Annotated in this window: 22 protein-coding genes; 6 read left to right on the top strand and 16 right to left on the bottom strand. The window is 58.1% G+C overall.

Annotated elements, in window-relative coordinates; genetic code table 11:
* Positions 1-29: 29 nt before the first annotated feature.
* The 7 genes from K3727_06140 to K3727_06110 all read right to left on the bottom strand — a co-directional run bounded on the left by K3727_06140 (position 30) and on the right by K3727_06110 (position 8,914).
* Positions 30-980: a PDR/VanB family oxidoreductase gene (locus K3727_06140; protein ID UWQ93284.1), complete on the bottom strand. Its 951-nt coding sequence runs from the start codon at positions 978-980 to the stop codon at positions 30-32.
* Positions 981-1,158: 178 nt separating this feature from the next.
* On the bottom strand, positions 1,159-1,632 hold the full coding sequence (locus K3727_06135) for a MarR family winged helix-turn-helix transcriptional regulator (protein UWQ92374.1): 474 nt from the start codon (positions 1,630-1,632) through the stop codon (positions 1,159-1,161).
* A 37-nt stretch (positions 1,633-1,669) separates the two neighbouring features.
* Positions 1,670-2,983, bottom strand: coding sequence for a TRAP transporter large permease (locus tag K3727_06130; protein UWQ92373.1), 1,314 nt, complete (start codon positions 2,981-2,983; stop codon positions 1,670-1,672).
* The gene (locus K3727_06125) at positions 2,976-3,476 is read right to left on the bottom strand and encodes a TRAP transporter small permease (protein ID UWQ92372.1); all 501 of its coding nucleotides are present in this window, start codon (positions 3,474-3,476) and stop codon (positions 2,976-2,978) included. Before K3727_06125 ends, K3727_06130 begins: the two co-directional genes overlap by 8 nt.
* 53 nt (positions 3,477-3,529) lie before the next feature.
* On the bottom strand, positions 3,530-4,546 hold the full coding sequence (locus K3727_06120) for a TRAP transporter substrate-binding protein (GenBank protein ID UWQ92371.1): 1,017 nt from the start codon (positions 4,544-4,546) through the stop codon (positions 3,530-3,532).
* An 841-nt stretch (positions 4,547-5,387) separates the two neighbouring features.
* Complete coding sequence (gene ptsP, locus K3727_06115) at positions 5,388-7,631, bottom strand: phosphoenolpyruvate--protein phosphotransferase (protein ID UWQ92370.1); 2,244 nt, start codon at positions 7,629-7,631, stop codon at positions 5,388-5,390.
* Between the two features lie 44 nt (positions 7,632-7,675).
* Entirely contained in the window at positions 7,676-8,914 is a 1,239-nt protein-coding gene (locus tag K3727_06110; GenBank protein ID UWQ92369.1) for an aspartate kinase, read from the bottom strand.
* 191 nt (positions 8,915-9,105) lie between these two features.
* On the opposite strand from K3727_06110, the gene K3727_06105 reads away from it, so the two are divergent.
* Positions 9,106-9,459, top strand: coding sequence for a hypothetical protein (locus K3727_06105; GenBank protein UWQ92368.1), 354 nt, complete (start codon positions 9,106-9,108; stop codon positions 9,457-9,459).
* A gap of 6 nt (positions 9,460-9,465) precedes the next feature.
* Here K3727_06105 and K3727_06100 read toward each other — a convergent pair whose 3' ends face one another.
* From K3727_06100 to K3727_06080, 5 genes are all read right to left on the bottom strand, one after another.
* Positions 9,466-10,104, bottom strand: coding sequence for an SDR family NAD(P)-dependent oxidoreductase (locus K3727_06100; protein UWQ92367.1), 639 nt, complete (start codon positions 10,102-10,104; stop codon positions 9,466-9,468).
* Between the two features lie 3 nt (positions 10,105-10,107).
* Positions 10,108-10,602: a DUF1178 family protein gene (locus K3727_06095; GenBank protein UWQ92366.1), complete on the bottom strand. Its 495-nt coding sequence runs from the start codon at positions 10,600-10,602 to the stop codon at positions 10,108-10,110.
* A 51-nt stretch (positions 10,603-10,653) separates the two neighbouring features.
* Positions 10,654-11,103 carry an NUDIX hydrolase gene (locus tag K3727_06090; GenBank protein ID UWQ92365.1) on the bottom strand — a complete coding sequence of 150 codons (450 nt, stop codon included), beginning with the start codon at positions 11,101-11,103 and terminating at the stop codon, positions 10,654-10,656.
* An 80-nt stretch (positions 11,104-11,183) separates the two neighbouring features.
* Entirely contained in the window at positions 11,184-11,948 is a 765-nt protein-coding gene (locus K3727_06085; protein ID UWQ92364.1) for an EcsC family protein, read from the bottom strand.
* 58 nt (positions 11,949-12,006) lie between these two features.
* Positions 12,007-12,507, bottom strand: a complete 501-nt coding sequence (locus K3727_06080) for an N-acetyltransferase (GenBank protein UWQ92363.1) — start codon at positions 12,505-12,507, stop codon at positions 12,007-12,009.
* Between the two features lie 134 nt (positions 12,508-12,641).
* Here K3727_06080 and K3727_06075 point away from each other — a divergent pair, with 134 nt between their 5' ends.
* Positions 12,642-13,247, top strand: a complete 606-nt coding sequence (locus tag K3727_06075; protein UWQ92362.1) for a flavin reductase family protein — start codon at positions 12,642-12,644, stop codon at positions 13,245-13,247.
* A 1-nt stretch (position 13,248) separates the two neighbouring features.
* A complete protein-coding gene (locus K3727_06070) occupies positions 13,249-13,890 on the top strand; it encodes a CatB-related O-acetyltransferase (GenBank protein UWQ92361.1) in 642 nt (213 codons plus the stop codon).
* Between the two features lie 131 nt (positions 13,891-14,021).
* On the opposite strand, the gene K3727_06065 is transcribed toward K3727_06070, so the two are convergent.
* A complete protein-coding gene (locus tag K3727_06065; GenBank protein UWQ92360.1) occupies positions 14,022-15,632 on the bottom strand; it encodes a SulP family inorganic anion transporter in 1,611 nt (536 codons plus the stop codon).
* A gap of 219 nt (positions 15,633-15,851) precedes the next feature.
* On the opposite strand from K3727_06065, the gene K3727_06060 reads away from it, so the two are divergent.
* Positions 15,852-16,712, top strand: coding sequence for an S-methyl-5'-thioadenosine phosphorylase (locus tag K3727_06060; protein UWQ93283.1), 861 nt, complete (start codon positions 15,852-15,854; stop codon positions 16,710-16,712).
* Positions 16,713-16,813: 101 nt separating this feature from the next.
* Here the strand turns inward: K3727_06060 and K3727_06055 are convergent, their stop codons facing one another.
* Positions 16,814-17,491 carry a hypothetical protein gene (locus K3727_06055; GenBank protein ID UWQ92359.1) on the bottom strand — a complete coding sequence of 226 codons (678 nt, stop codon included), beginning with the start codon at positions 17,489-17,491 and terminating at the stop codon, positions 16,814-16,816.
* 388 nt (positions 17,492-17,879) lie between these two features.
* On the opposite strand from K3727_06055, the gene K3727_06050 reads away from it, so the two are divergent.
* On the top strand, positions 17,880-18,881 hold the full coding sequence (locus K3727_06050; GenBank protein ID UWQ92358.1) for a heparan-alpha-glucosaminide N-acetyltransferase domain-containing protein: 1,002 nt from the start codon (positions 17,880-17,882) through the stop codon (positions 18,879-18,881).
* Between the two features lie 4 nt (positions 18,882-18,885).
* Here K3727_06050 and K3727_06045 read toward each other — a convergent pair whose 3' ends face one another.
* Positions 18,886-19,062: a hypothetical protein gene (locus K3727_06045; GenBank protein ID UWQ92357.1), complete on the bottom strand. Its 177-nt coding sequence runs from the start codon at positions 19,060-19,062 to the stop codon at positions 18,886-18,888.
* 251 nt (positions 19,063-19,313) lie between these two features.
* Between K3727_06045 and K3727_06040 the strand changes: the two genes are divergently transcribed.
* Positions 19,314-19,853 carry an adenine phosphoribosyltransferase gene (locus K3727_06040; GenBank protein UWQ92356.1) on the top strand — a complete coding sequence of 180 codons (540 nt, stop codon included), beginning with the start codon at positions 19,314-19,316 and terminating at the stop codon, positions 19,851-19,853.
* A 24-nt stretch (positions 19,854-19,877) separates the two neighbouring features.
* Here K3727_06040 and K3727_06035 read toward each other — a convergent pair whose 3' ends face one another.
* Positions 19,878-21,299, bottom strand: a complete 1,422-nt coding sequence (locus K3727_06035; GenBank protein UWQ92355.1) for an FAD-binding oxidoreductase — start codon at positions 21,297-21,299, stop codon at positions 19,878-19,880.
* Positions 21,300-21,445: the final 146 nt, after the last annotated feature.

Here is a 21,445-nt window from a genome sequence, read left to right as displayed (position 1 = left end):
CCATAATAATCGTGTGGATCGCGTGCTTTCTAGAGATCCAGAACCAAGCGCGCCGATTTGGCCCGGCTGACGCAGATCTGCATGACATTTCCAGCGGCCCGTTCCGCATCGGACAGAACCACGTCGCGATGATCCGGCTCCCCTTCCAGGACGTCGGTCTGACAAATCCCGCAATCGCCACGCTGACAGTCGAACATCACGTCAACGCCCGCCTCTTCGAGCACATCAACAATGGTTTTGTCAGCTGGGATGTCAAAGACCTGGCCCGTGCTGGAAATCTCAACCTCGAACGGCTGATCCCCGGATTGTGCCTGCGGTGTGGCGAACAATTCAAAATGCACATGGTCGCCGGGAATTCCCAAGGTTTCACATTGTGCACGCACCGCGTCGATCATGCCCTTGGGGCCGCAACAATAGACATGCGCCCCCTGTGGAGCCGACCCAATCACCTGCCCCAGGTCAATCGGCGTGCAATCATCATGCCACTGTTGCAATTGCGCGCCAAACCGATCCCGCAGGACGTCCCCAAAGGCCGAGACCGCTGCACTTCGGGTCGCATAGTGCAGCGAGAATTCGGTCCCACGCCGGGTCAGTTCGGCCGCAAAGGAAATGATGGGCGTGACCCCGATCCCCCCCGCCAATAGCACCGCCGGAGCATCCCCGTCGTGAAGTGCGAAATCGTTCTTGGGCAAACTGACAGACACCTGCGCCCCAAGGGTAAGCGCATGCATCGCCACAGATCCGCCCTGCCCCTTGTCTTCGCGCTGAACGGCCACAGTGTAGGTGTCTGGGGCCCCGGATGGCGCAACGAAATCGATCAATGAATAGGATCGCAATCCGGGTGCGCCCATATCGAAATCCACATGTGCGCCTGCGGCGTAGCCTGGCAGCTCTACGCCATCCGCCGGCGCAAAGCGAAACAGGGAAATAGAGTCCGTCAGAGGTGTCCTGTCGAGCAAAGTCAGTTTCAGTGTCACGATGCGCTCCCTTTCCAGTTAATATGAATTTTCATATTAACTGCGTCAAGCATCAATATGGCACCTCTGCGCAATCCGTTGAAATAGACCCGCTGTATCTTGGGGCGCTGCCCCTCTGGGGCCTGAAGGCCCCATTCACCCCGAGGTACTTTTTACCAGAAAGAAACCCCAGCGGTGCCAGTCAGAACGGGTTTTGACGAATATTCCCAAGGATTTGCATCAAGATCCGCATGAGATGGGCACGGTCTTCGGGGCTGACCTCCTTGAGCAAGGCCTCGTTGGCATCGGTCATCACCGGCCAGATGCGGTCATAGAATTCGTGGCCGACATCTGTCAGGCGAATCACGCGGACACGCTGGTCCTTGTCACTGATCTCGCGCGCGATCAGGCCTTCGCCCTCCATTTTGTCCAGGGTGCGGCTCATGGTGGGTTGTTCCGCAATGGCGTGCACACAGAGTTCGTTCACCGTGAGTTCACCATAGATTTTAAGCGACACCACGGTGCGCATGGTGATCGTGGTGACACCTTTTTGTTTCAACTCGCCCTGAAGCGTTTGATTATAGCGATGGATGATGCGGTTCAGCAGATAGGAGGCCAATTGCCCGAGACGTTCGGGCCGGTCGGGCGCGCCTGGAACATCGCGTGTTTCGGACATGTCATTCCCCTCAGTTCAGATCTGTAGAACCGCCCTATTACAGAAAGGACGGCAGAAACAACACCAGCCCCGGGATCGCCAACAGCAGCAGCAGGCGAAGAATATCCACAACCCAGAACGGCGTCACACCCCGAAAGATGGTTCCGGTCGAGACATCTCCGACGACACCTTTGAGAATGAACACGTTCAACCCCACAGGCGGCGTGATCAGGCTGATCTCGGTCACGACCACAACAATGATCCCGAACCAGACGGGGTCAAATCCCAATCCAGTCACCAGCGGAAAGAAAATTGGCACGGTGAGCAACAGCATCGAAAGGCTTTCAAACACACAGCCAAGCACCACATAGATCAGGACAATCATCGCCATGACCATCCAAGGGCTGAGCCCCATCGACGTCACCCCGCCTTGCAATGCCTCGGGCAGGCCCGCGATATTGACGAAATTCGAAAACACCCAGGCCCCGATCAGCACCGAAAACAGCGAGGCGGTGGTCGTTGCGGTTTCCGACAGCACCTCGCGCAGGGCCGCAAAACTCAGGCTTCCTCGCGCCAGCGCAATCAGAAAGGCACCCGCCGCGCCCATCCCGGCGGCCTCGGTCGGGGAAAATGCCAGGTGCAGCGGCCAGAAATCCAGCGCCCCGTACAGCCCACCGATCACCAGGCCGAACAGCAGCAGCACCGCCCAGACACCCTTTAGCGCTGCGATGCGACCGGCCCAATCGGTGCGCGGTCCTGCCGGCCCGGCGTCAGGATTGCGCGCCACGGTGAACCGCACCGCCAGCAGATAGAACAGGATCCCCATGATCCCCGGAACAATACCCGCGATGAACAGCTTGCCGATCGAAGTTTCTGTCAGCAGGCCATAGATCACCAGAATGACCGACGGCGGGATCAGAATGCCCAGCGTGCCCCCCGCTGCAATCGACGCGGTCGACAGGCTGTCCGCATAGCCGTATTTGCGCATCTCGGGCATCGCGACCTTGGACATGGTCGCCGCCGTCGCCAACGAAGACCCGCAGATCGCTGCAAACCCTCCACAGGCCACCACCGTGGCCATCGCCAGCCCGCCGCGCAGGTGTCCCAGAAAGGCGTTCGACACCTGATAAAGCTCGCGGCTGATACCGCTTTTGTTCACCAGTAGCCCCATCAGCACGAACAACGGCACCACCGACAGGCCATAGTCCTGACTGGTGTCGATGATCAGCCGTCCCACCATCGAAATCGCCCCGCGATAGGAGGTTTCGATCATATAGCCCACCATGCCGACCAGCCCCATGGCGAATGCAATCGGCATGCGCAGCAGGACCAGCACCAGAACGGCAGCAAACCCGATCAGAGATTCAGTCATGTCGCACCATTTGTTCTGGATCCCGTCCCAAGGCCAGCGCACCGCCACGCAAAATCAGCGCCGCCGCGGTCACAAAGGCGGAAATCGCTATGAACCAGCCGATGTAATAGGTTGGAATATTGAGGTATTCAGTTTGATCGCCATAGCTGCGCGCCCGTTCGGCCAGATCAATCATCCGGTTCGCCGGCCATAAAAGCATCCCCCCACACATCAGGCTGATCGCAACATCGCGGGCCCGCTCCAACCGGAACCGGGCAAACAGCCCATCCAGCAGGTCAACAGCAATATGATGGCCCTGAAATGAAATCATCGGCAGTGCCGAGAAAACGATCAACGCCATTAACAGGCGGGTCAGCTCGGTCGCGGCCTCGATCGGTGCATTGAACGCAGACCGCAGGATCACGTCCGCAAACGTCATCGCCATAAGCAGGAATAATGCCAGCGACGCCAGCGCCACGGGCAAACGAAACACCAGGTTCAAAATTCGGGGCATGCGAAATCCGGTCCAAAGATGGCCCGGATCAGATCCGGGCCGTTCCGTTCGTTTCAATTGGCAGCCATGTCCTGGATGACCATTGCGCGGGCGGCTTCGGCGTCAACACCGGCCTCGGCGAGCTCGGCGAGAATTTTAGCCTGAATCCGGGCCGCCATTTCCGCAAATGCCGCCTGATCCTCGGCCGAGGCTGTTACGATCCTGTTGTCTGGCGTGGCTTCGGTCGCAGCGCGCGCCTTGGCGTCATGGCTGTCCCAGACTGCGCCCATCATGCGGCTGGCCGGCTCGCCAAATACGTTGTCGTCCAGCGCCTTTTGAACGTCGGCGGGAAGCGAATCAAATTTTTCCTGGCTCATCAGCACGGCGAATGATCCACGATAAAAGCCACCGGGCATTTCATAGACGTTCTTGGCTACTTCGTTGAGCTTGAAACCGGTACGCTCCCCGATGTTCATGGCAACAGCATCCGCGGCACCCGAAGACAGGGTCTCGTACACCTTTGGGGCAGGCACCTGAATGCCGATCAGGCCCAACTCGGCTCCGACATCTGCTGAAACACCGCCGCCCAAACGGGTTTTCAACCCTTGCAGGTCGGCCAGGGATTCGACGGTTTTGTTCGAATGTATCTGACCGGGTCCATGGGTGTTCAACGCAACCAACTTGACCCCACGGTGTTCGTTCAACTGCGCCAAATGCGCCTCGTGCACACGCCAATAGGCGACTGATGCTGCTTCGGCGTTGCCTTCATACCCCGGAATTTCGATCAGCTTGGTGCCGACAAAGCGGCCCGGCTGATAGCCGTGAAAAATGATGGTCATATCGGCCGCGCCGTCCATCACCAGATCCATCTGCGCCGGTGGAGGGGCCAGACCGTGTTTCAACTCGCCAGTGATCTCTCCACCTGTTGCTTCGCCCATCATGTCGATGAGCCCCTGCAACATTTGCGTATTGATGGGATGGGTTGGTGGCAACCAGGTCGAAACCGTCACCTTGGTTTCGGCCGCAAGGCTGCCCACGGTTGCGCCCACGGCAATCACCGTGCTGGCCAGAAGCTTGGCAATTTTGTTCATGTCATACCTCCCAAAAGGTCCAAGTCGTCCCGGTTTTCCGGGAACATTCAAAATTGTATAATTTTTCATATATATTTTTCTCCCGTGCTTGGGAACATTTTTCTTTGCCCCAAGGGGGGCGAATTAGAAAAGAACAGATTAACAAAGCGCTGACAGCAAAAGCTCTTGTGACGCTCCCGCAAACAGCACAGGTCGGCTCCGTTGCGAAGCAAATCACCAAAAACCGTTCTTAAACTTCTGGCCAGTTCACCATCAGAGAAACAGGGCTGGGTATGGGAGCGACGTCGCAGGGAAGTCGTAAACTTCAGTCAGTGGATAATTTGGATTTTCGTTGTTGTTCCTGTATGTAAAAGCGCATTCCTCCTGTGATTAACCTGTGGATTACTTGTGATCAAAAGCTCAAAGATCACCCATTGCGCTCGCGGTCTGACCCTACGCCCCAGGTGATTGAATATCGTTGACCGACGCGCAAACGCCGTAGAAAGGATCAGCCGCTCTCTGTGGATAAATTCAATGCACCTTTGGAAAAACACAGGAAACCCCAAAGGATCACGTTCGCACCCGCAAAATGTCAAAATATTGAAAAAAGAAAACTTTTACACACTATCAGACGGTCATCTCTCAACAAAAGCAGAGTTTTGGCTATCGGCACACAGATTGGTATCCGCTCATTACTCTACTTTTCAGAAGGCGAGCCTGAACATTTGTTGGGGATAACCTGCGGATCCCCGACATCTGCAAGCGGTAGCGCACCTAGACGCCCAGATGATCCCAAGATCGTAAATTTTTGGACAAGATCGACCAGAAAGGCTGAACTGGGCGCACGCGGCCCGCAAGCCGCCTAGCCTGCATTCCGAAGATAGTCGACAACCGACGCCCGAACCGATTGTTCGCCCCTGTTCCTGGCCTCGCCGATGACACGTCGGACTTCGTCCAGGTTAGAGCGCAAAAGCAAAGACTTAACAGGTCCAATTGACGCCGGGCGCATGGAAAGACTGCGAATGCCAATGGCAGCCAGACAGAGGGCTTCGATCGGTCGGCCTGCATCCTCGCCACAAAAACTCAACGGCGTCCCAGTTGCATTGCAGCGCTCTACGATCCGTTCGATAAAGGTCAGGAAACTTACGTTCAACGTGTCATAGCGTCGGCGCACACGTTCATTTTCACGGTCAGCGGCAAAGAAGAATTGTTTTAAATCATTGCCCCCGATCGACAGGAACCCAACCTCTTCAAAAAACTTCTGCGGAGCAAAAGCCAAGGATGGGGTCTCTAGCATTGCCCCAATTTCCAGACTTTCCGGCAGCGGGTGTCCCAGGATGCGTTCCCGCTCCAGGCTTTTATCGACCTCGGCTTTGGCTGCGCGGTACTCTTCGAACTGAGCGACAAAGGGAAACATAATGGTCAATGGCCGCCCATTGGCTGCCCGCATCAGTGCCTGCAACTGCATCCGCATCACGCCAGGTTTATCCAGACCGACACGAATGGCCCGCCAGCCCAATGCTGGGTTCGGTTCATCTGTCGCCTTCATATAGGGCAACACCTTGTCCGACCCGATATCCAGCGTACGAAACACCACCCGCTTGCCATGTGCCGCATCCAGAACCCGGGCATAAAGCGCGACCAGTTCCGAACGTTTGGGCATCTTGTTACGGACCAGAAATTGCAGTTCGGTTCGAAACAACCCCACCCCTTCGGCACCAGAACTGTCCAGCGACGGCAGGTCCGCCATCAGACCTGCGTTCATGACCAGATTCACCCTTTTCCCGTCCAGGGTTACAGCAGGTTTCTCGCGGATCGACCCATAGCGCTCCTGGGCTTGGGCCTGCATCGCGATTTTGTCCCGAAAGGCTTTGACGACGGTTTCATCGGGGCGAAGATGCACTACGCCCTGATCGCCATCCACCATGATGTGGTCGCCGTTCAAGGCCTCGGTTGTGATCCGTTCGGCATGAACGACCAAGGGAATAGCCAGAGCCCGCGCCACGATTGCGGCATGTGACCCGACCGAGCCTTCTTCGAGCACGATCCCCTTGAGCGACCGCCCGTATTCCAAAAGATCCCCTGGACCAATGTTGCGAGCAATCAGAATGGGATCCGGCGGCAGCTCAGCACCGGCAGTCGCCCCCTGACCGGTCAGGATCCGCAGCAAACGATTGGACAAATCATCCAGGTCTGCCAGACGTTCCCGAAGGTAGGAATCCGTGACCTGGCTCATCCGGGCACGGGCTTGGGATTGTTCCTTTTCCACAGCGGCTTCGGCGCTGAGTCCGCGGGAAATATCCTCTTCCATGCGTCTCAGCCAACCTTTGGAATTGGCAAACATGCGATAGGCTTCAAGAACTTGAAGCTGCTCCTTGTCCCCGTTCTGGGACATCTCCAACATCTTGTCGACCCCGACACGCAGCTGTTCGATCGCCGTGTCGAGCCGTTCACGTTCCTTGTCGGGGTCGTCCGCGATCGGATTGGTGACAACGACGCGAGGTTCATGCAACCAGACGTGACCTTCGGCAGCGCCTTCCTGGGCTGTGCCCCCACGCAGCAGGACAGATTGCTGGTGCAGCGGCGACAGGGCCGCGCCTTCGCCGACAAAGGCACCAAGCTCGGTCATTTCGGCAATAACCATGGCCACCACTTCGAGACCATAGACTTCGTCAGCAGAGTACACACGGGCATCGCGGCTTTGGACCACCAGAACACCCAGCGTTTCGCCCAGTCTCTGGATCGGAATCCCCAAGAACGAAGAATATTTTTCTTCCCCAGTTTCCGGCATGAACCGGAATCCTTTTGCAGATGGCGCATCCGGCGTGTTGATGACCTTCTGGTATTTCGCGACCCGGCCAACCAGCCCTTCGCCCAAACGCAAACGGGTCTGGTGCACCGACTCGGCAGCAAGACCTTCGGTGGCGCAAAGTTCCAGCGTTTCGTGATCGCGGAACAAATAGACCGAACACACTTCGGCCCCCATGCTGTCAGCGATCAGATGGGTAATACTGTCCAGCCGCGCCTGACCAGCTTCGTCGCTGGCCATGGCTTCGCGCAGCCGCCGCAACAGTTTGCGGCTCTCGGTCTCGGTACTGTCAACCATGGGCCCTGTCCACGCGGTTCCGGTGTCAGGCGTCCCAAAGGAAATCAGGCCGCCTTGTCCAATTCAAACGCATCATGCAGTGCCTGAACCGCAAGTTCCATGTATTTCCGATCAATCAACACGGAAATCTTGATCTCAGAGGTTGTAATGACCTTGATATTGATCCCCTCATCCGAGAGCACCTTGAACATCTTTGCGGCCACGCCGGATTGGCTTCGCATGCCGATTCCAACGACAGAAACCTTTGCGACATTGGTATCGGCGTCCAGTTCCGCATAATTCAGCTCGCCAGCGTCTTTGATTTCCAGCAACGCTTTTTCTGCGCGGGTCACCTGGTCGGTGGGGCACGAGAAGGTCATATCGGTGCGACCCTCTTCCGAAATGTTCTGAACGATCATGTCCACGTTCACGCCGCCCTCGGACAGCGCGGTAAAGATGATGGCCGCGATGCCCGGTCGGTCCGCGACCGAGATCAGGGTCATTTGGGCTTCGTCGCGGGAATAGGCCACACCGGCCACAACATTGGATTCCATGATTTCCTCCTCGTCGCAGACCAGAGTTCCGGCCTCGTCCGATTGTTCCTCAAAGCTCGACAAAACGCGCAGCTTTACCTTGTAGCGCATCGCCAGTTCAACCGAGCGGGTCTGCAGCACCTTGGCACCCAAGCTAGCCAGCTCCAGCATTTCTTCAAATGCGATCTTGTCCAGCTTGCGGGCCTTGTCGCAAATCCGAGGATCGGTTGTGTAAACCCCGTCCACGTCGGTGTAGATATCACAGCGTTCGGCACCGAATGCCGCAGCAAAGGCAACCGCCGTTGTGTCGGACCCGCCACGTCCCAGGGTGGTGATCCGGCCTTCGGGGCTGATACCCTGAAACCCGGCAATCACTGCCACGCGCATGCCTTCGGCAAATTTGGCATTGATGTTTTCCGGGGGGATTTCTTCGATCCGGGCCTGGCTGTGGGCGGATGTGGTGATCAGGGGCACTTGCCATCCCTGCCAGCTGCGGGCGGGCACATCCATTTCCTGCAACGTCAATGCCATCAGGCCAGCGGTGACATTTTCGCCTGACGACACAACCGCATCATATTCGCGGGCGTCATACAGCGGCGAGGTTTCATTCACCCAGCCCACCAATTCGTTCGTTTTACCGGACATGGCGGACACAATGACGATCACGTCATAGCCTTTGGCAACTTCGACGCCAACGCGTTTGGCCGCGCGGCGAATTCGGTCCAGGTTGGCAACCGACGTGCCACCAAATTTCATCACAAGTGTTGGCATGGGGTCAAAGGTCTCCGCGCCTGAGAATATAGGTTGCGTGCCTCATAAGTCAGGGGGGCAGCAAGAGCAAGTGGACAAAGCCGCCACAGAGCCAGAACCCTTACCCTGCGTCAGCCATGCAACGTTGCTTTACACCTGCGCCCGCGGCTGACACTTTGGGGTGGAATTCAGTTCAATTGCTAGGATATGTTATGCGCTTTCTTGTTGCCGCCCTCGCCCTTGCCGCCACTTCTGCCATGGCAGAAGAGGCAACTCTTGCCGGAACCGACGGCAAGAACGCATTGGGCACCGTCCCCTGCGCATCACAGGGCTCATCCATATCGAAGTGTCACGCAGAACTGCGCCGCCGTAGCGATGGCACCATGACACTGGCCGTTCTGCTGCCCACAGGCGACACCCGCCGGGTTTATTTCAAGGACGGCAAAGCCAGCTCTACAGACTCCACATCGCGCATGTCGACACAGATGCAAGGTGACACCTTGATCATCCATATCGACCCCGGCGAGGTCATCGAAGTCCCTGCCGCGGCCATTGCTGCGCAATAGGTCGACTCAGTACGGGTGGTCCTGTCCATCCCAGGTCTGGAAACACCCGGTGGTGTCCAGAGCGAGCTCTGCAAATCTGTCGACCAGACCACCCGTGGCCTGATCGACCGCTATGTCGGCTGCACCGCCGCCCATATCGGTCTGCACCCAACCGGGGTGGTAGATCCCGACGCTAATCCCATCGGGTTTCAGGTCCGTTGCCAGATTGCGCCCCAGATTCAGCGCCGCCGCCTTGGAGGCGCGATAGATATAGCTCCCGCCGGGTGCCCGTGTATGCGACGCCATCTGCGATGAAATGATTGCCACTTTGCCGCGAGCTGCCTTCAGGTTTGGCAACAACGCCTGAACCGTCAGAAACACTCCGGTGACATTTGCAGCAAAGCTCTGGGCCCACATGTCGGCTGGATAGCCGTCGATGCTCTGTCCTTTATCCAGATAAACACCGGCATTGCAGACCAGCAAATCCACTGGACGACCCTTCAGCATCTCGGCCATCGTTGCCTGCGCGTCCGGATCGGTCACATCCAGCGTCACCGCTTCACTGCTGTCACGCGCGGTGCCTGTGACCTCATGTCCAGCGTCGCGATACCGCGCGGCCAGGGCCTGTCCGATGCCACGATTGGCACCTGTGATCACAATATGCATGGGTCAGTTCGTCTTTCGGTTGGGCATAAACGGCAAGGGCATCACCGGGACACCCTCTTCGATCAGCGCCTTGGCATCGTCCAGTTTGGCTTCGCCATAAATCGAACGTTCAGGAGAATCGCCCAAATGCATGGCCCGGGCTTCGTTGACAAAATTCTTGCCCACATAATCCGAATTCTCTTCGACCTTACGACGCATATCGGCCACGGCCTGCTCCGCAGCACTGGTCGGTGCGCTTAGCGGGCCGGCGGGTTTCGCCGGGGTATCTGGAACGGGGGGGGCGGTTGGCGCTGGCCCCTGTCCGGCGTCACCGATCCCGGATGTCGCGGACCGCGCCGGACGAACCCGGGGTGTCATGATCGCCTTTTCCACAGTGCTGGACCCGCAGACAGCACAGGACACCATCCCGGCCTTGGCCAATTTGTCGTAGGCCGCAGCAGATTGGAACCAGCTGTCAAAGCTGTGGCCGTCGGCACATTTCAAAGCATATTGAATCATTGTCAGGCTCACTTACCGGAGTGCCGATTAGATAGCCCGGAGCCGCCGAATTCAAGAGGCTTGCGACAGAGAGGTTACCTCGGGTGCAACGAAGTCTCGCATTATCCGGGCCAGACCCGGATTGTGCACTGCATCCGCCGCGTCATGCTGTCGAAACCAGCGGCGTCGGCGGTACGGTTCCTCGGGAAAATCCGCAGCCATGACATCGACTCGCAAAGGGAACAGATGAACACGAACCTGTTCTTCGCGACCCGCCCGCGATCGAACCCCCAAATAGGATCCGACGTCTTCGCCGGTGAGCGCCCCCCGCACCCCGGCTTCTTCCCAGGCTTCATGCACAGCAGTTGTCATCGGCTCCAACCCGCGTGACGGGTTTCCCTTGGGCGCAATCCAATGGCCTGACTTGCGCGAACTGACCAGCAGGATCTCGACCCCGTCGATGCCGCAGCGATAGCACAGGGCCCCATATTGCTCGGGTAACTTCCGTGGCTCTTCTGCCATGATATGCCTCTGTCTACACAGCTTTTATTCTTTGTGTCGCCTCAGTGTGACAGGGACATGAACCCTGCCCCGATTTGGTGTCAGGATTTGCCCAATCTCAGACGCAACCCGTTGACCAATTCGTCGTGGCTGATATCCGCATCAATTGCCAGACGGCGCAACCCGAAATGCACCTGAGCGATCTGCTGGTAATAGTCGGTATAGACATAGTTCACGGCCGCTCCCGACATCGCGCCCAGAACCGGCACGGTCTGGGCCGCCAGCTTTTGCCCCAGAACCACAGCCAATTTCGGAGCCACCGTTGCGATCAGCTTTTTCATCGCGACGCCGCTCAGGCTGACCCGTACAGAGATGAAACCCAGATCACTCCCGTCATCGTGACTGAGCGGCCCGCCGTCCGCGAACACCCGAACGCAATCGAACTTGACGCTTTCGGCGTCGGGATCAAAACCGTGTTCGGCTGCAACCCCCTGAACCGAACGCATCAACAGCGTGACAGTCGCGGGCAGCTCCACCATCGTGCCCGGCAGCCCGGAAAACCCACCAGCTGCTCCCAGAACCGAACTCATCGCCGTGTTCAGCCAGGCGGGTTGATCGGCTATCACATTGCGGGACTTGCCTGCGGCCTCGACAGCCAGCGTCAGCGCCTGCTCGGTCGCGGTTCCCAATCCCGTACGCACGGAATCAGGCAAACGGTCCAACAGGTTCTCGGCTTGGGTCCCCACCAGGTTGACAATCTTGACACCGGCCCCGCCAGCCGCGCGATAGCGTTGGGCCAGCTGATCCAACGCCTGCTCGGCTTCGGTCCGGTTCAATACCGGGACAGCGTCCAGAATCTCGTTCATATGATTTCCCCGGGCCTTGGATCCACAGATAGTAACATCGGGTCTCGGGCCCGCCGGTTCAAGGCCGTTCCATCGCCTGCCACCGGGTCACCTGCCCACGAACGCCGTCCCAGGCCCCATCACACAAATCAAAACCCAACACCCGATTGGGGTTGGTTGGCGGCGGCATTTCCACCCCCTCCAATTTGGTAAATCCGAACCTTGAATAATAGGGTTCGTCACCAACCAGCATACAGCGTTTCCAGCCGGTTTCCTGCGCCTTGGCCAGAGAATCCCGGATGAGCGATCCGCCCAACCCCTCGCCTTGGTGCGTGGGATGGATTGCCACAGGTCCCAATAACAGCGCCGGATGCGGCCCGACCATCACCGGCCAGAACCGGATCGCCCCGGCCAGAATGCCCTGCTCGTCGCGGGCGACCTGGCTGAGGCCTTCGACCTGAGGCACATCATCGCGCAGACGATAAGACGACAATGCCTCGCGGCCAGGAGCAAAGCACAGGTCATACAGTGCTTCGACCTCCCACCAATCGTCGGCCTGTTCCGGTAAGAGCTCGATCACCTTGGTGTCCCGCGCCTTTGTAATTCAAACTGGTGAAATCCGCCCTAACATGTGCGTGCGCCATGGGCAAACCGCGAAGTTTGACTTCCCCGACATTTCCTCTACCCCTTGGGGACACCCGACAGGAGAAATACATGTTCTACCGCCCCGAGGACGGCCACGGCCTGCCCCATAATCCGTTCAATGCCATCATCACCCCGCGACCAATTGGCTGGATCTCGACACGTTCGGCCGAGGGCGTGAACAACCTGGCACCCTACTCCTTCTTCAACGGCGTGGCCTATACCCCGCCTCAGGTGATGTTCGCGACCACGGGCACCAAGGAAGACCAGGACGGAACCAAGGACAGCGCCGCAAATATCGAGGCCACCGGCGTGTTCTGCGTCAATGTCGTCGAATACGCGATGCGTGACGCAATGAACGCCAGTTCGGGCACCTTGCCGCGCGATGTCGATGAATTCAGCCATGCCGGATTAGAGGCCGTAGACTGCCAGACGATCAATTGCGCCCGGGTCGGGGGTGCCCCTGCCGCGTTGGAATGCAAGCTGACCCAGATCGTCACCCTGCCGGGTGCTGCCAATCGTGTGGTGTTTGGGGAAGTGGTGGGCATTCACCTGCGCGACAATTGCATCGTTGATGGCCGGTTCGACGTTACGACGTTTCAGCCCCTGGCCCGCCTGGGCTATCGCGACTACAGCGTTGTGACAGATCTCTTTTCCCTCAGCCGCCCAGACGATTGACATGCCCTTACCCGACCCGCATCTGCCACATCCCATCACCTTGCCCGACGGCAACGCCCATGCCGGAACGGTGATGTTGGCGCGGGTCGTGGATCACCCGCGATTCTGTGTTGGGGATTATACATATGCCTCGGACTTCGACCCACCTGCAGATTGGGCCTGCCATCTCGCCCCTTATCTGTTTCCAACCTCGCGCGAAACCCTGCGGATCGGCAGGTTCTGCCAGATCGCCCATGGAGTCCGGTTCATTACCGCTTCGGCCAATCACGCACAGGATGGGTTGACCTGCTATCCGTTCCCGGTGTTCGACCCAACGCAAATGACCAGCTATCAACCCGACACCCGTGACACGGTGATCGGTCATGACGTCTGGATCGGCTATGGTGCCTTGATCCTGCCCGGTGCCAACATTGGCAACGGCGCGATCATTGGCGCAGGCTCGGTTGTACGTGGGACGATACCGCCCTATGGCATCGTGACGGGCAACCCCGCGCAGGTCGCGCGGTTCCGATTTACCCCGGACAAGATCGCCCGCCTTCAAACTCTGGCTTGGTGGAACTGGCCGGATGAGCGTCTGAAGCAGGCCCAAACCGCCCTGCTGGGCGATGACATTGATACCTTGGAATCTCTGGCACCAGACTGACGGCTGGCGCTCTGATGTGTGTTCTGGCCAGAGTTCTCCCCGCCACTCGGCAAACCACGCGCAGCCACCCCAAACAAAAAAAGAGACACGCTCCAGGGCGTGCCTCTTTTGAAAACAACGTGGATTGAAACTTAGTGGCCGCCCAGGATTCCAGTGCGCACGGAATAGTCCACGGCCACCTGGTATTCCGGGTCATCGTCGCTGTCGATCATCAAGTGGCCAGCCTTGGTCAGCAATTCGTGGCAATCCCGGCTCAGGTGGCGCAGCTTGATCGTCTTGCCTGCCGCCTCATATTTGCCAGCGACCGCCTCAATCGCCTGTAGGGCCGATTGATCCGCCACACGGCTTTCGGCAAAGTCGACGATCACCCTGTCGGGGTCGCTGTCGATTTCGAACAGTTCGGCAAAGCCTTCGGCAGATCCAAAGAACAGCGGGCCCTGAATTTCATAAACCTTGGCTCCTTCTTCGCTGTTTGATTCCCGCGTGATCGCGTGAATGCGACGCGCATTGCTCCACGCATAGGCCAATGCTGAAACAATCACGCCGACGACAACCGCGATTGCCAGGTCTTCGGCCACTGTCACAGCTGTCACCAGCAGGATGACAAAGGCATCAATGGCAGGAACGCGGGTCAGGATCTTGAGCGAGTTCCAGGCAAAAGTGCCAATCACCACCATGAACATCACCCCGACCAGCGCCGCCAACGGGATCTGTTCGATCAGCGGGCTAGCCGCCACAATGAACAACAGCAGGAAACCCGCGGCCGCTATTCCGGCAATTCGCGTCCGACCACCCGATTTTACGTTGATCATCGACTGTCCGATCATAGCACAGCCCCCCATGCCACCGAAAAAGCCGGTTGCAATATTGGCTGCGCCCTGGGCGATGCATTCTTGGCTGGCACCGCCGCGCTTGCCGGTGATTTCGCCAACCAGGTTCAGCGTCAGCAGGCTTTCGATCAACCCGATCGCTGCGAGGATGACGGAATAGGGCAGAATGATCTTGAGCGTTTCAAGATCAAAGGGAACCATCGGCACATGCCATGTGGGCAACCCGCCTTCGATCGAAGCCATATCGCCAACCCGCGGTACATCCAGCCCCAGTGCGATGACCAGAATGGCAACAACCCCAATCCCGGCCAACGGTGCGGGGATCACATTGGTGACTTTGGGTACGCCCCAAATAATCACCATGGTCAGCGCCACAAGCGCCAGCATCATGTACAGCGATGCCCCGGTTAACCATTCGGTGCCACCCGACGCCGGGTCCTTGAACTGGGTCAGCTGAGCCAGGAAAATCACGATGGCCAACCCATTGACAAACCCCAACATCACCGGATGCGGCACCAGGCGAATGAATTTTCCCCAATGCATCGCCCCCGCGATAACCTGCAGGATCCCCATCAACACCACAGTCGCAAACAGGTATTCCACCCCATGTTCCGCAACCAGCGCCACCATGACCACCGCCAGCGCCCCGGTCGCCCCGGAAATCATCCCCGGTCGTCCCCCGAACAAGGCTGTGATCAGACCGACCATGAACGCTGCATAAAGCCCAACCAGAGGGTGAACCCCGGCTACAAAGGCAAACGCAACCGCTTCCGGGACCAATGCCAGCGCAACGGTCAACCCGGACAACAATTCGGTCCGGACCCGCGACACGGACCAGCCCTCGTCCTGCATGATGGACAGATTGGGCGGGGAAATACGTTTGGCCAGAAGGGCCAGTGCGGCGCGTCTCATAATGTCGATACCTGTGTCTGGGGGGCTGTTCGCATGCCCGCCCCTATCGAAAAACGACCAAGGGTACAAGAGGGCACAGGGGCCGCGTGCCCGCGAAGTCCCCGAAAGAACAGATGCACAAAGCCACACCTGTGAAACCCTTGCCAAACGCGCCCCTGCCCGGCAAAACCCTGAACATCACATCCCTCAGTGCAAGGAGAGTTGCGCGTGACTGAAACCATGATTGCCGTGATCGGCGGTTCCGGACTGTACGAGATCGACGGCCTGCAGGATGCCGAATGGACCACGGTCGAAACGCCCTGGGGGGCCCCATCCGACCAGATCCTCACCGGCACGCTGGACGGTATCAAAATGGCCTTTCTGCCCCGCCACGGGCGCGGCCACGTTCATTCTCCAACCGAAGTCCCTTATCGCGCCAATATCGACGCGCTGAAACGGATCGGGGCAACTGACGTGATTTCCGTTTCGGCCTGTGGGTCGTTTCGCGAAGAAATGGCTCCTGGACATTTTGTCGTGGTGGACCAGTTCATCGACCGGACCTTTGCCCGCGAAAAGAGCTTCTTCGGAACCGGCTGTGTCGCCCATGTCAGCGTCGCCCACCCGACCTGCCCGCGTCTCGGCGATGCCTGCGAAACCGCAGCGCGGGATGCGGGCATCACTGTGCACCGCGGTGGCACCTATCTGGCGATGGAGGGGCCCCAGTTTTCGTCCATGGCCGAATCCAAACTGTACCGCGAAGTCTGGGGGTGCGATGTGATCGGCATGACCAACATGCCCGAAGCCAAGCTCGCCCGCGAAGCCGAGCTGTGTTATGCTTCGATCGCAATGGTCACCGATTTCGACAGTTGGCACCCTGAACACGGCTCGGTCGATATCACCGCCATCATTGCCACGCTCCAGGGCAATTCCAGCAACGGTGCCGAAATGGTTCGCCGTTTGCCCGCCCTTTTGGGAGCCGAACGCGCTGACTGCCCACATGGCTGTGACCGCGCGCTGGACTATGCGATTCTGACCGCACCGGAGAAACGTGATCCGGCTGTTCTGGCGAAACTGGACGCAGTGGCGGGCCGGGTTCTGTAAATTCAAATACACCCGGATGAGCCAGGGTCACGATGCCCACGGCTCATCCTCTCCGTCTCGGCCCACCTGTCCCACATGCCTTTGGGCCCGACCGGCTCTGACTATGTCGCGTCCTTGAGAACGGTTTTGTCCACGTCAATGACGTTTCGTTTCAGCCGTGTGAAGAAACGAGGGGTCAACAGTTCGTCCAGGATGGGCATTTTGTCCCGGCAGGCCTGGTCACACTCTGACACCAGCATCGGCGACGACTTGAACTTTACCATAAAGGGGTCTGTTTTCTCTGGCGTCGTGAAATAGACCGTTTCAACCTGAAACACGTAATATGCCTGATCCCAGAATTTCTTGGTCACTGTCTTTTGACAGTCCGGGTTGAATTTCAACGAAGTCGGGGAATTGTGTTGAGCGTACAGGGGCCAGAAACGCTCTGCGTGTTGGGCCATGAGCAAACCCGGGGCCATTTTCAACACGGTTTCGGGTAGATTGGCGACAGCTGAGTTATAGTTCAAGCCGATCAGGTTTTTGCCGACATAGCCGGTTTCGGCGATCGCATCGTTGCGCGCATTTTCTGCCTGACAGACTTCGGCGGAATCAAACCGGCCGTTTCGTTGGTGGATAGCATAAAGTTTGCCAGGAGCCGGTTCCCAAAGATCATCTGCATCCACGAATTTTTTGTGAAAAAACAAATCCTGACGATCTGTGGAAAACACCAGTTGTTTGGCGACGAGAAAGCCAGTCAGACACACGATGGTGACGGCTAGGATCAAAGATTTCCGTTCCATAACCCCACCCTCAATTTGGACAACAAAGATTGCCGCCGCAATTATAGTAACCAACGGGGCATGGGCCGGCCACCGATACCACGGGAGCCAGAGTGAACAGGGTACAAAAGACCAAAGTTACAATTTTCATAATAGGATCTCCTCAAATAGGTGATCCCCAAATACCACAAATCAAACCTGCCACCGAACCACCCGTCTCCCAAGAGCGGGCATTTACGGTTTTTTAACTTTGCAAGCCGGTTTCCCCACTCATTTACCGCGTCGAGACCCTGCAAGTGGTGCATTTGTGCAGCAATAATTGGTGTGATTCCATCCTGGTTCGGGCGCAGCCTTTACGATCCAGCATCCAACTACCAGATCATATTCGACACAACAGAGGGACACCTGCATGCGTCTATCCGGCCTCGACATTGCCCGGTTTCTGGCTTTTTGCGGCATGGTGCTGGTCAATTTTCGCATCGCGGCCAACGTGACCCCGCAGGACGATCTGTTCTCGACCCTGACCACAATGCTCGAAGGGCGCGCCGCGGCGCTGTTTGTCATTCTCGCAGGGATTGGCCTGACACTGGCCCGCTCCGACACCGCAACCGTTTTACGCCGCGCGGCTTTTCTGTTTGTCATTGGGCTGGCCAATCTCACCATCTTTGACGCCGACATTTTGCATTTCTATGCGGTTTACTTTGTCGTTGCCCTACCCTTTGTCCCAATGAACAACCGCAACCTTTGGATCAGCATCACCGCCATTTTGTTTGTCAGCGTTCTGGCGCTGGTCATCCTGGATTACGAGGCCGGGTGGAACTGGGACACCTACAGCTATTCCGACTTCTGGACCGTGACCGGTTTCCTGCGCCATACCTTCTTCAATGGCTGGCATCCGGTTTTTCCCTGGATCTGTTTCCTGCTGGTCGGTCTTGGGATCGGACGGTTGCAGCTTGGCACCAGAGCGACGCAGATGCGGCTGATCGCAGGCGGGACGCTGGTTGCGGTTCTGGGCCTGATCCCCGGCTGGATCACCACCGATCCCGAATTGATAGACGTGCTAAATGCGACCGCCATCCCACCAGGCCCGTTCTACATCCTGTCTGCCTCTGGCAGTGCCGCTGCTATGATTGGCCTGACCCTATGGGCCGCACCGCTATTGGACCGGCTGGGCATTGCAGGTTGGATGACACCCCCCGGTCGCCAGGCGCTGACGCTGTATGTGCTGCATATCCTTGTCGGGATGGGCATTCTCGAGGCACTGGGACTGTTGGACGGCTCTTTGGGGACCAAAACCATATTTGTCTATAGCCTGCTGTTTTGTGCCTTATGTGCGGTATATGCCCGGATCTGGACCCTTTTGGCATCGCGCGGGCCGCTGGAAACCCTGATGCGCAAACTGGCCGGGTGACGGCTCAGTTGCCCTTGCTGTGCTGTTTTACAAACTGGCGCATAAAGCGCCGGATTTCCCGTGCCGCGCTGGTGTCGCGCGCCTTGCACAGATCGACAAAGGCGTCACGTTCGGCCTTGTCCAGCCTCAGAACCAACTGGCTGTCTTTCTTGCGCCCTGGTTTTCCGTCCGTCTTGCCCATTCTATCCGGCCTCGGCCCCTGTCCTACAGGCGCAAGTGTACATACAATGTCCTGCATGTGTCGACCGGCCTGATATTCCTGCCGACCGCTGCGACCCGATGCCTCACGACACGCGACCGTCACCCACTTGGCCCTTGCAACATTGGCCGACATCGGCGAAACCGCCCGGGTTGCTCTGGGCGCGCGGCCGTTCGGAATGTTTCACCATAACCGGGTCATCGCGGGCTCTGGTCAGATCGGGAGTCTTGCAAATGCCCAAAAGAAAAACCGTTCAGGATTACATCCGGACCATTGTCGATTTTCCACACGAAGGAATTCTGTTTCGCGATGTGACCACCCTGTTCTCGGACCCGCGCGGTTTTCGCATGGCCATCGACCAGATGCTGCACCCCTATGCGGGCGAACGCATCGACAAGGTGGTGGGACTGGAAGCCCGCGGATTTATCCTGGGCGGTGCCATTGCGCATCAGCTGAGCGTTGGGTTTGTACCGATCCGCAAAAAGGGCAAGCTGCCGGGCACCACCATCAGCCAAGAGTACAAGCTGGAATACGGCGAAGCGATTGTCGAAATCCATGATGACGCGATTCAACCCGGCGAAAAGATCCTGGTGGTCGATGATCTGCTGGCCACGGGCGGCACAGCGTCGGCGGGAATCAAGCTGATCGAACGCCTGGGCGGCGAAATCATATCTTGTGCCTTTATTGTCGATCTGCCGGATCTGGGCGGGCGCAAGGTACTCGAAGACATGGGAATGGACGTACATGTCCTGTGCGAATTCGAGGGCGAATAACCTCTTTCGCCGCGACAGAATGGTTCAGGTCCCGGCAGGTTTCAACACTGCGCCGGGATTCATGATTCCATGCGGGTCCAGTACCGTCTTGATCGACTGCATCGCCGCCAGCCGCACCGGATCACCATAGCGCACCAGATCTTCGGCCTTGAGCCGCCCGATGCCGTGTTCGGCGCTGATTGATCCGTCGAACTCATGCACCAGGTCGTGGATCGCCTGCTGCACCACAGGCTTTTGCTCTGCATATTCTGCCCGGTTGTGTCCCTTTGGCGGAAACACGTTGTAATGCAGATTGCCGTCGCCTAGGTGGCCAAAACAGTTGATCCGGAAGGTCCCCAATTCGGCAATCCGCGTCCGCCCGCGGTCAATAAAGTCCGGAATCGCGCTGATCGGGATCGAAATGTCATGGCTCGACACAGATCCGACCCGTTTGTTTGCAACAGGAATATGTTCACGGATATTCCACAGGTCGCGGCGCTGCGCTTCGGATTGGGCAATCACACCGTCCTGCACAACCCCCGCCTCAAAGGCCTGGCTAAACAGCTCCTCCAGTGCCGTTGCGGCATGCTGTCCCTCTGTCAGCCCCAACTCGATCAACACCGACCATTCTGGTGCCGTGTCAAACGGGTGTCGTACCTCTGGAACGGTCTCTTGCAGAAAGGCCAGGCCTTGCGCATGGATCAGCTCAAAGGCGCTGACCGCCTCGCCTACCCGCCCCCGCGCCATGGATAGCAGCTGCAAAGCTGCAGCTGGTGAGGTCACGGTCAAAATCGCTGTGCCACGTTCTGCCGGCACCGGATACAGCTTTAACGCGGTTGCGGTGATGATCCCCAATGTGCCCTCGGACCCAACCAGAAGGTTGCGCAAATCATAGCCGGTGTTGTCCTTGCGTAGCCGCGTCAACCCGTTCCAGATCCGCCCATCGGGCAGCACGGCTTCGAGCCCCAGACACAAGTCACGTGCATTGCCATACCGCAACACATTCACACCCCCTGCGTTGGTGGCCAGATTGCCGCCGATACGACAGGACCCTTCGGCGGCCAGTGACAGGGGAAACAGCCGATCCTGATCCAGCGCGGCCTGCTGCACCTCGGCCAGAACCGCGCCTGCTTCGGCGATCAGCACATTCTCCGACGGATGTACGCTTCGTATCTTGTTCATCCGCTCCAACGAGACGATCAAAGGGGCCGCGTTCGGCATCACCTGACCGCCAACCAAACCCGTGCCGCCACCAAAGGGGACCACTGCGACCCTGGCCGCATGTGCTGCGCGTATCAGAGAGGCCACCTGTTGCGTCGTACGAGGACGCGCCAACAATCCACCCTGCCCAAAATAGACGCCGCGTGGCTCTTCGAGATAGCCCGCCGTAGGGGGCGAAAGAATGTCTTCAGGCAGTTGTCCGCGCAGCCGCGCGGCAAAGCCTTCATCTGCCGGGTTCAATATCATACCGTTTTCATGCCCGAGCCCAACGCCTATCACAAGCCCTCTAAAGGGCTGACAGCCATTCTCGTGCAGTGACCGCACGTATCCCCGAGTTTGCCGTTGGTCGCTGTTTTGGTGTCAGGCAGATCATCGGGCAGAGACAGGCCGCG

Source organism: Rhodobacteraceae bacterium M382, assembly GCA_025141015.1.
GTDB classification, from domain to species: Bacteria; Pseudomonadota; Alphaproteobacteria; order Rhodobacterales; family Rhodobacteraceae; genus Aliisedimentitalea; species Aliisedimentitalea scapharcae.
This window is presented reverse-complemented; position numbering and strand designations above follow the sequence as displayed.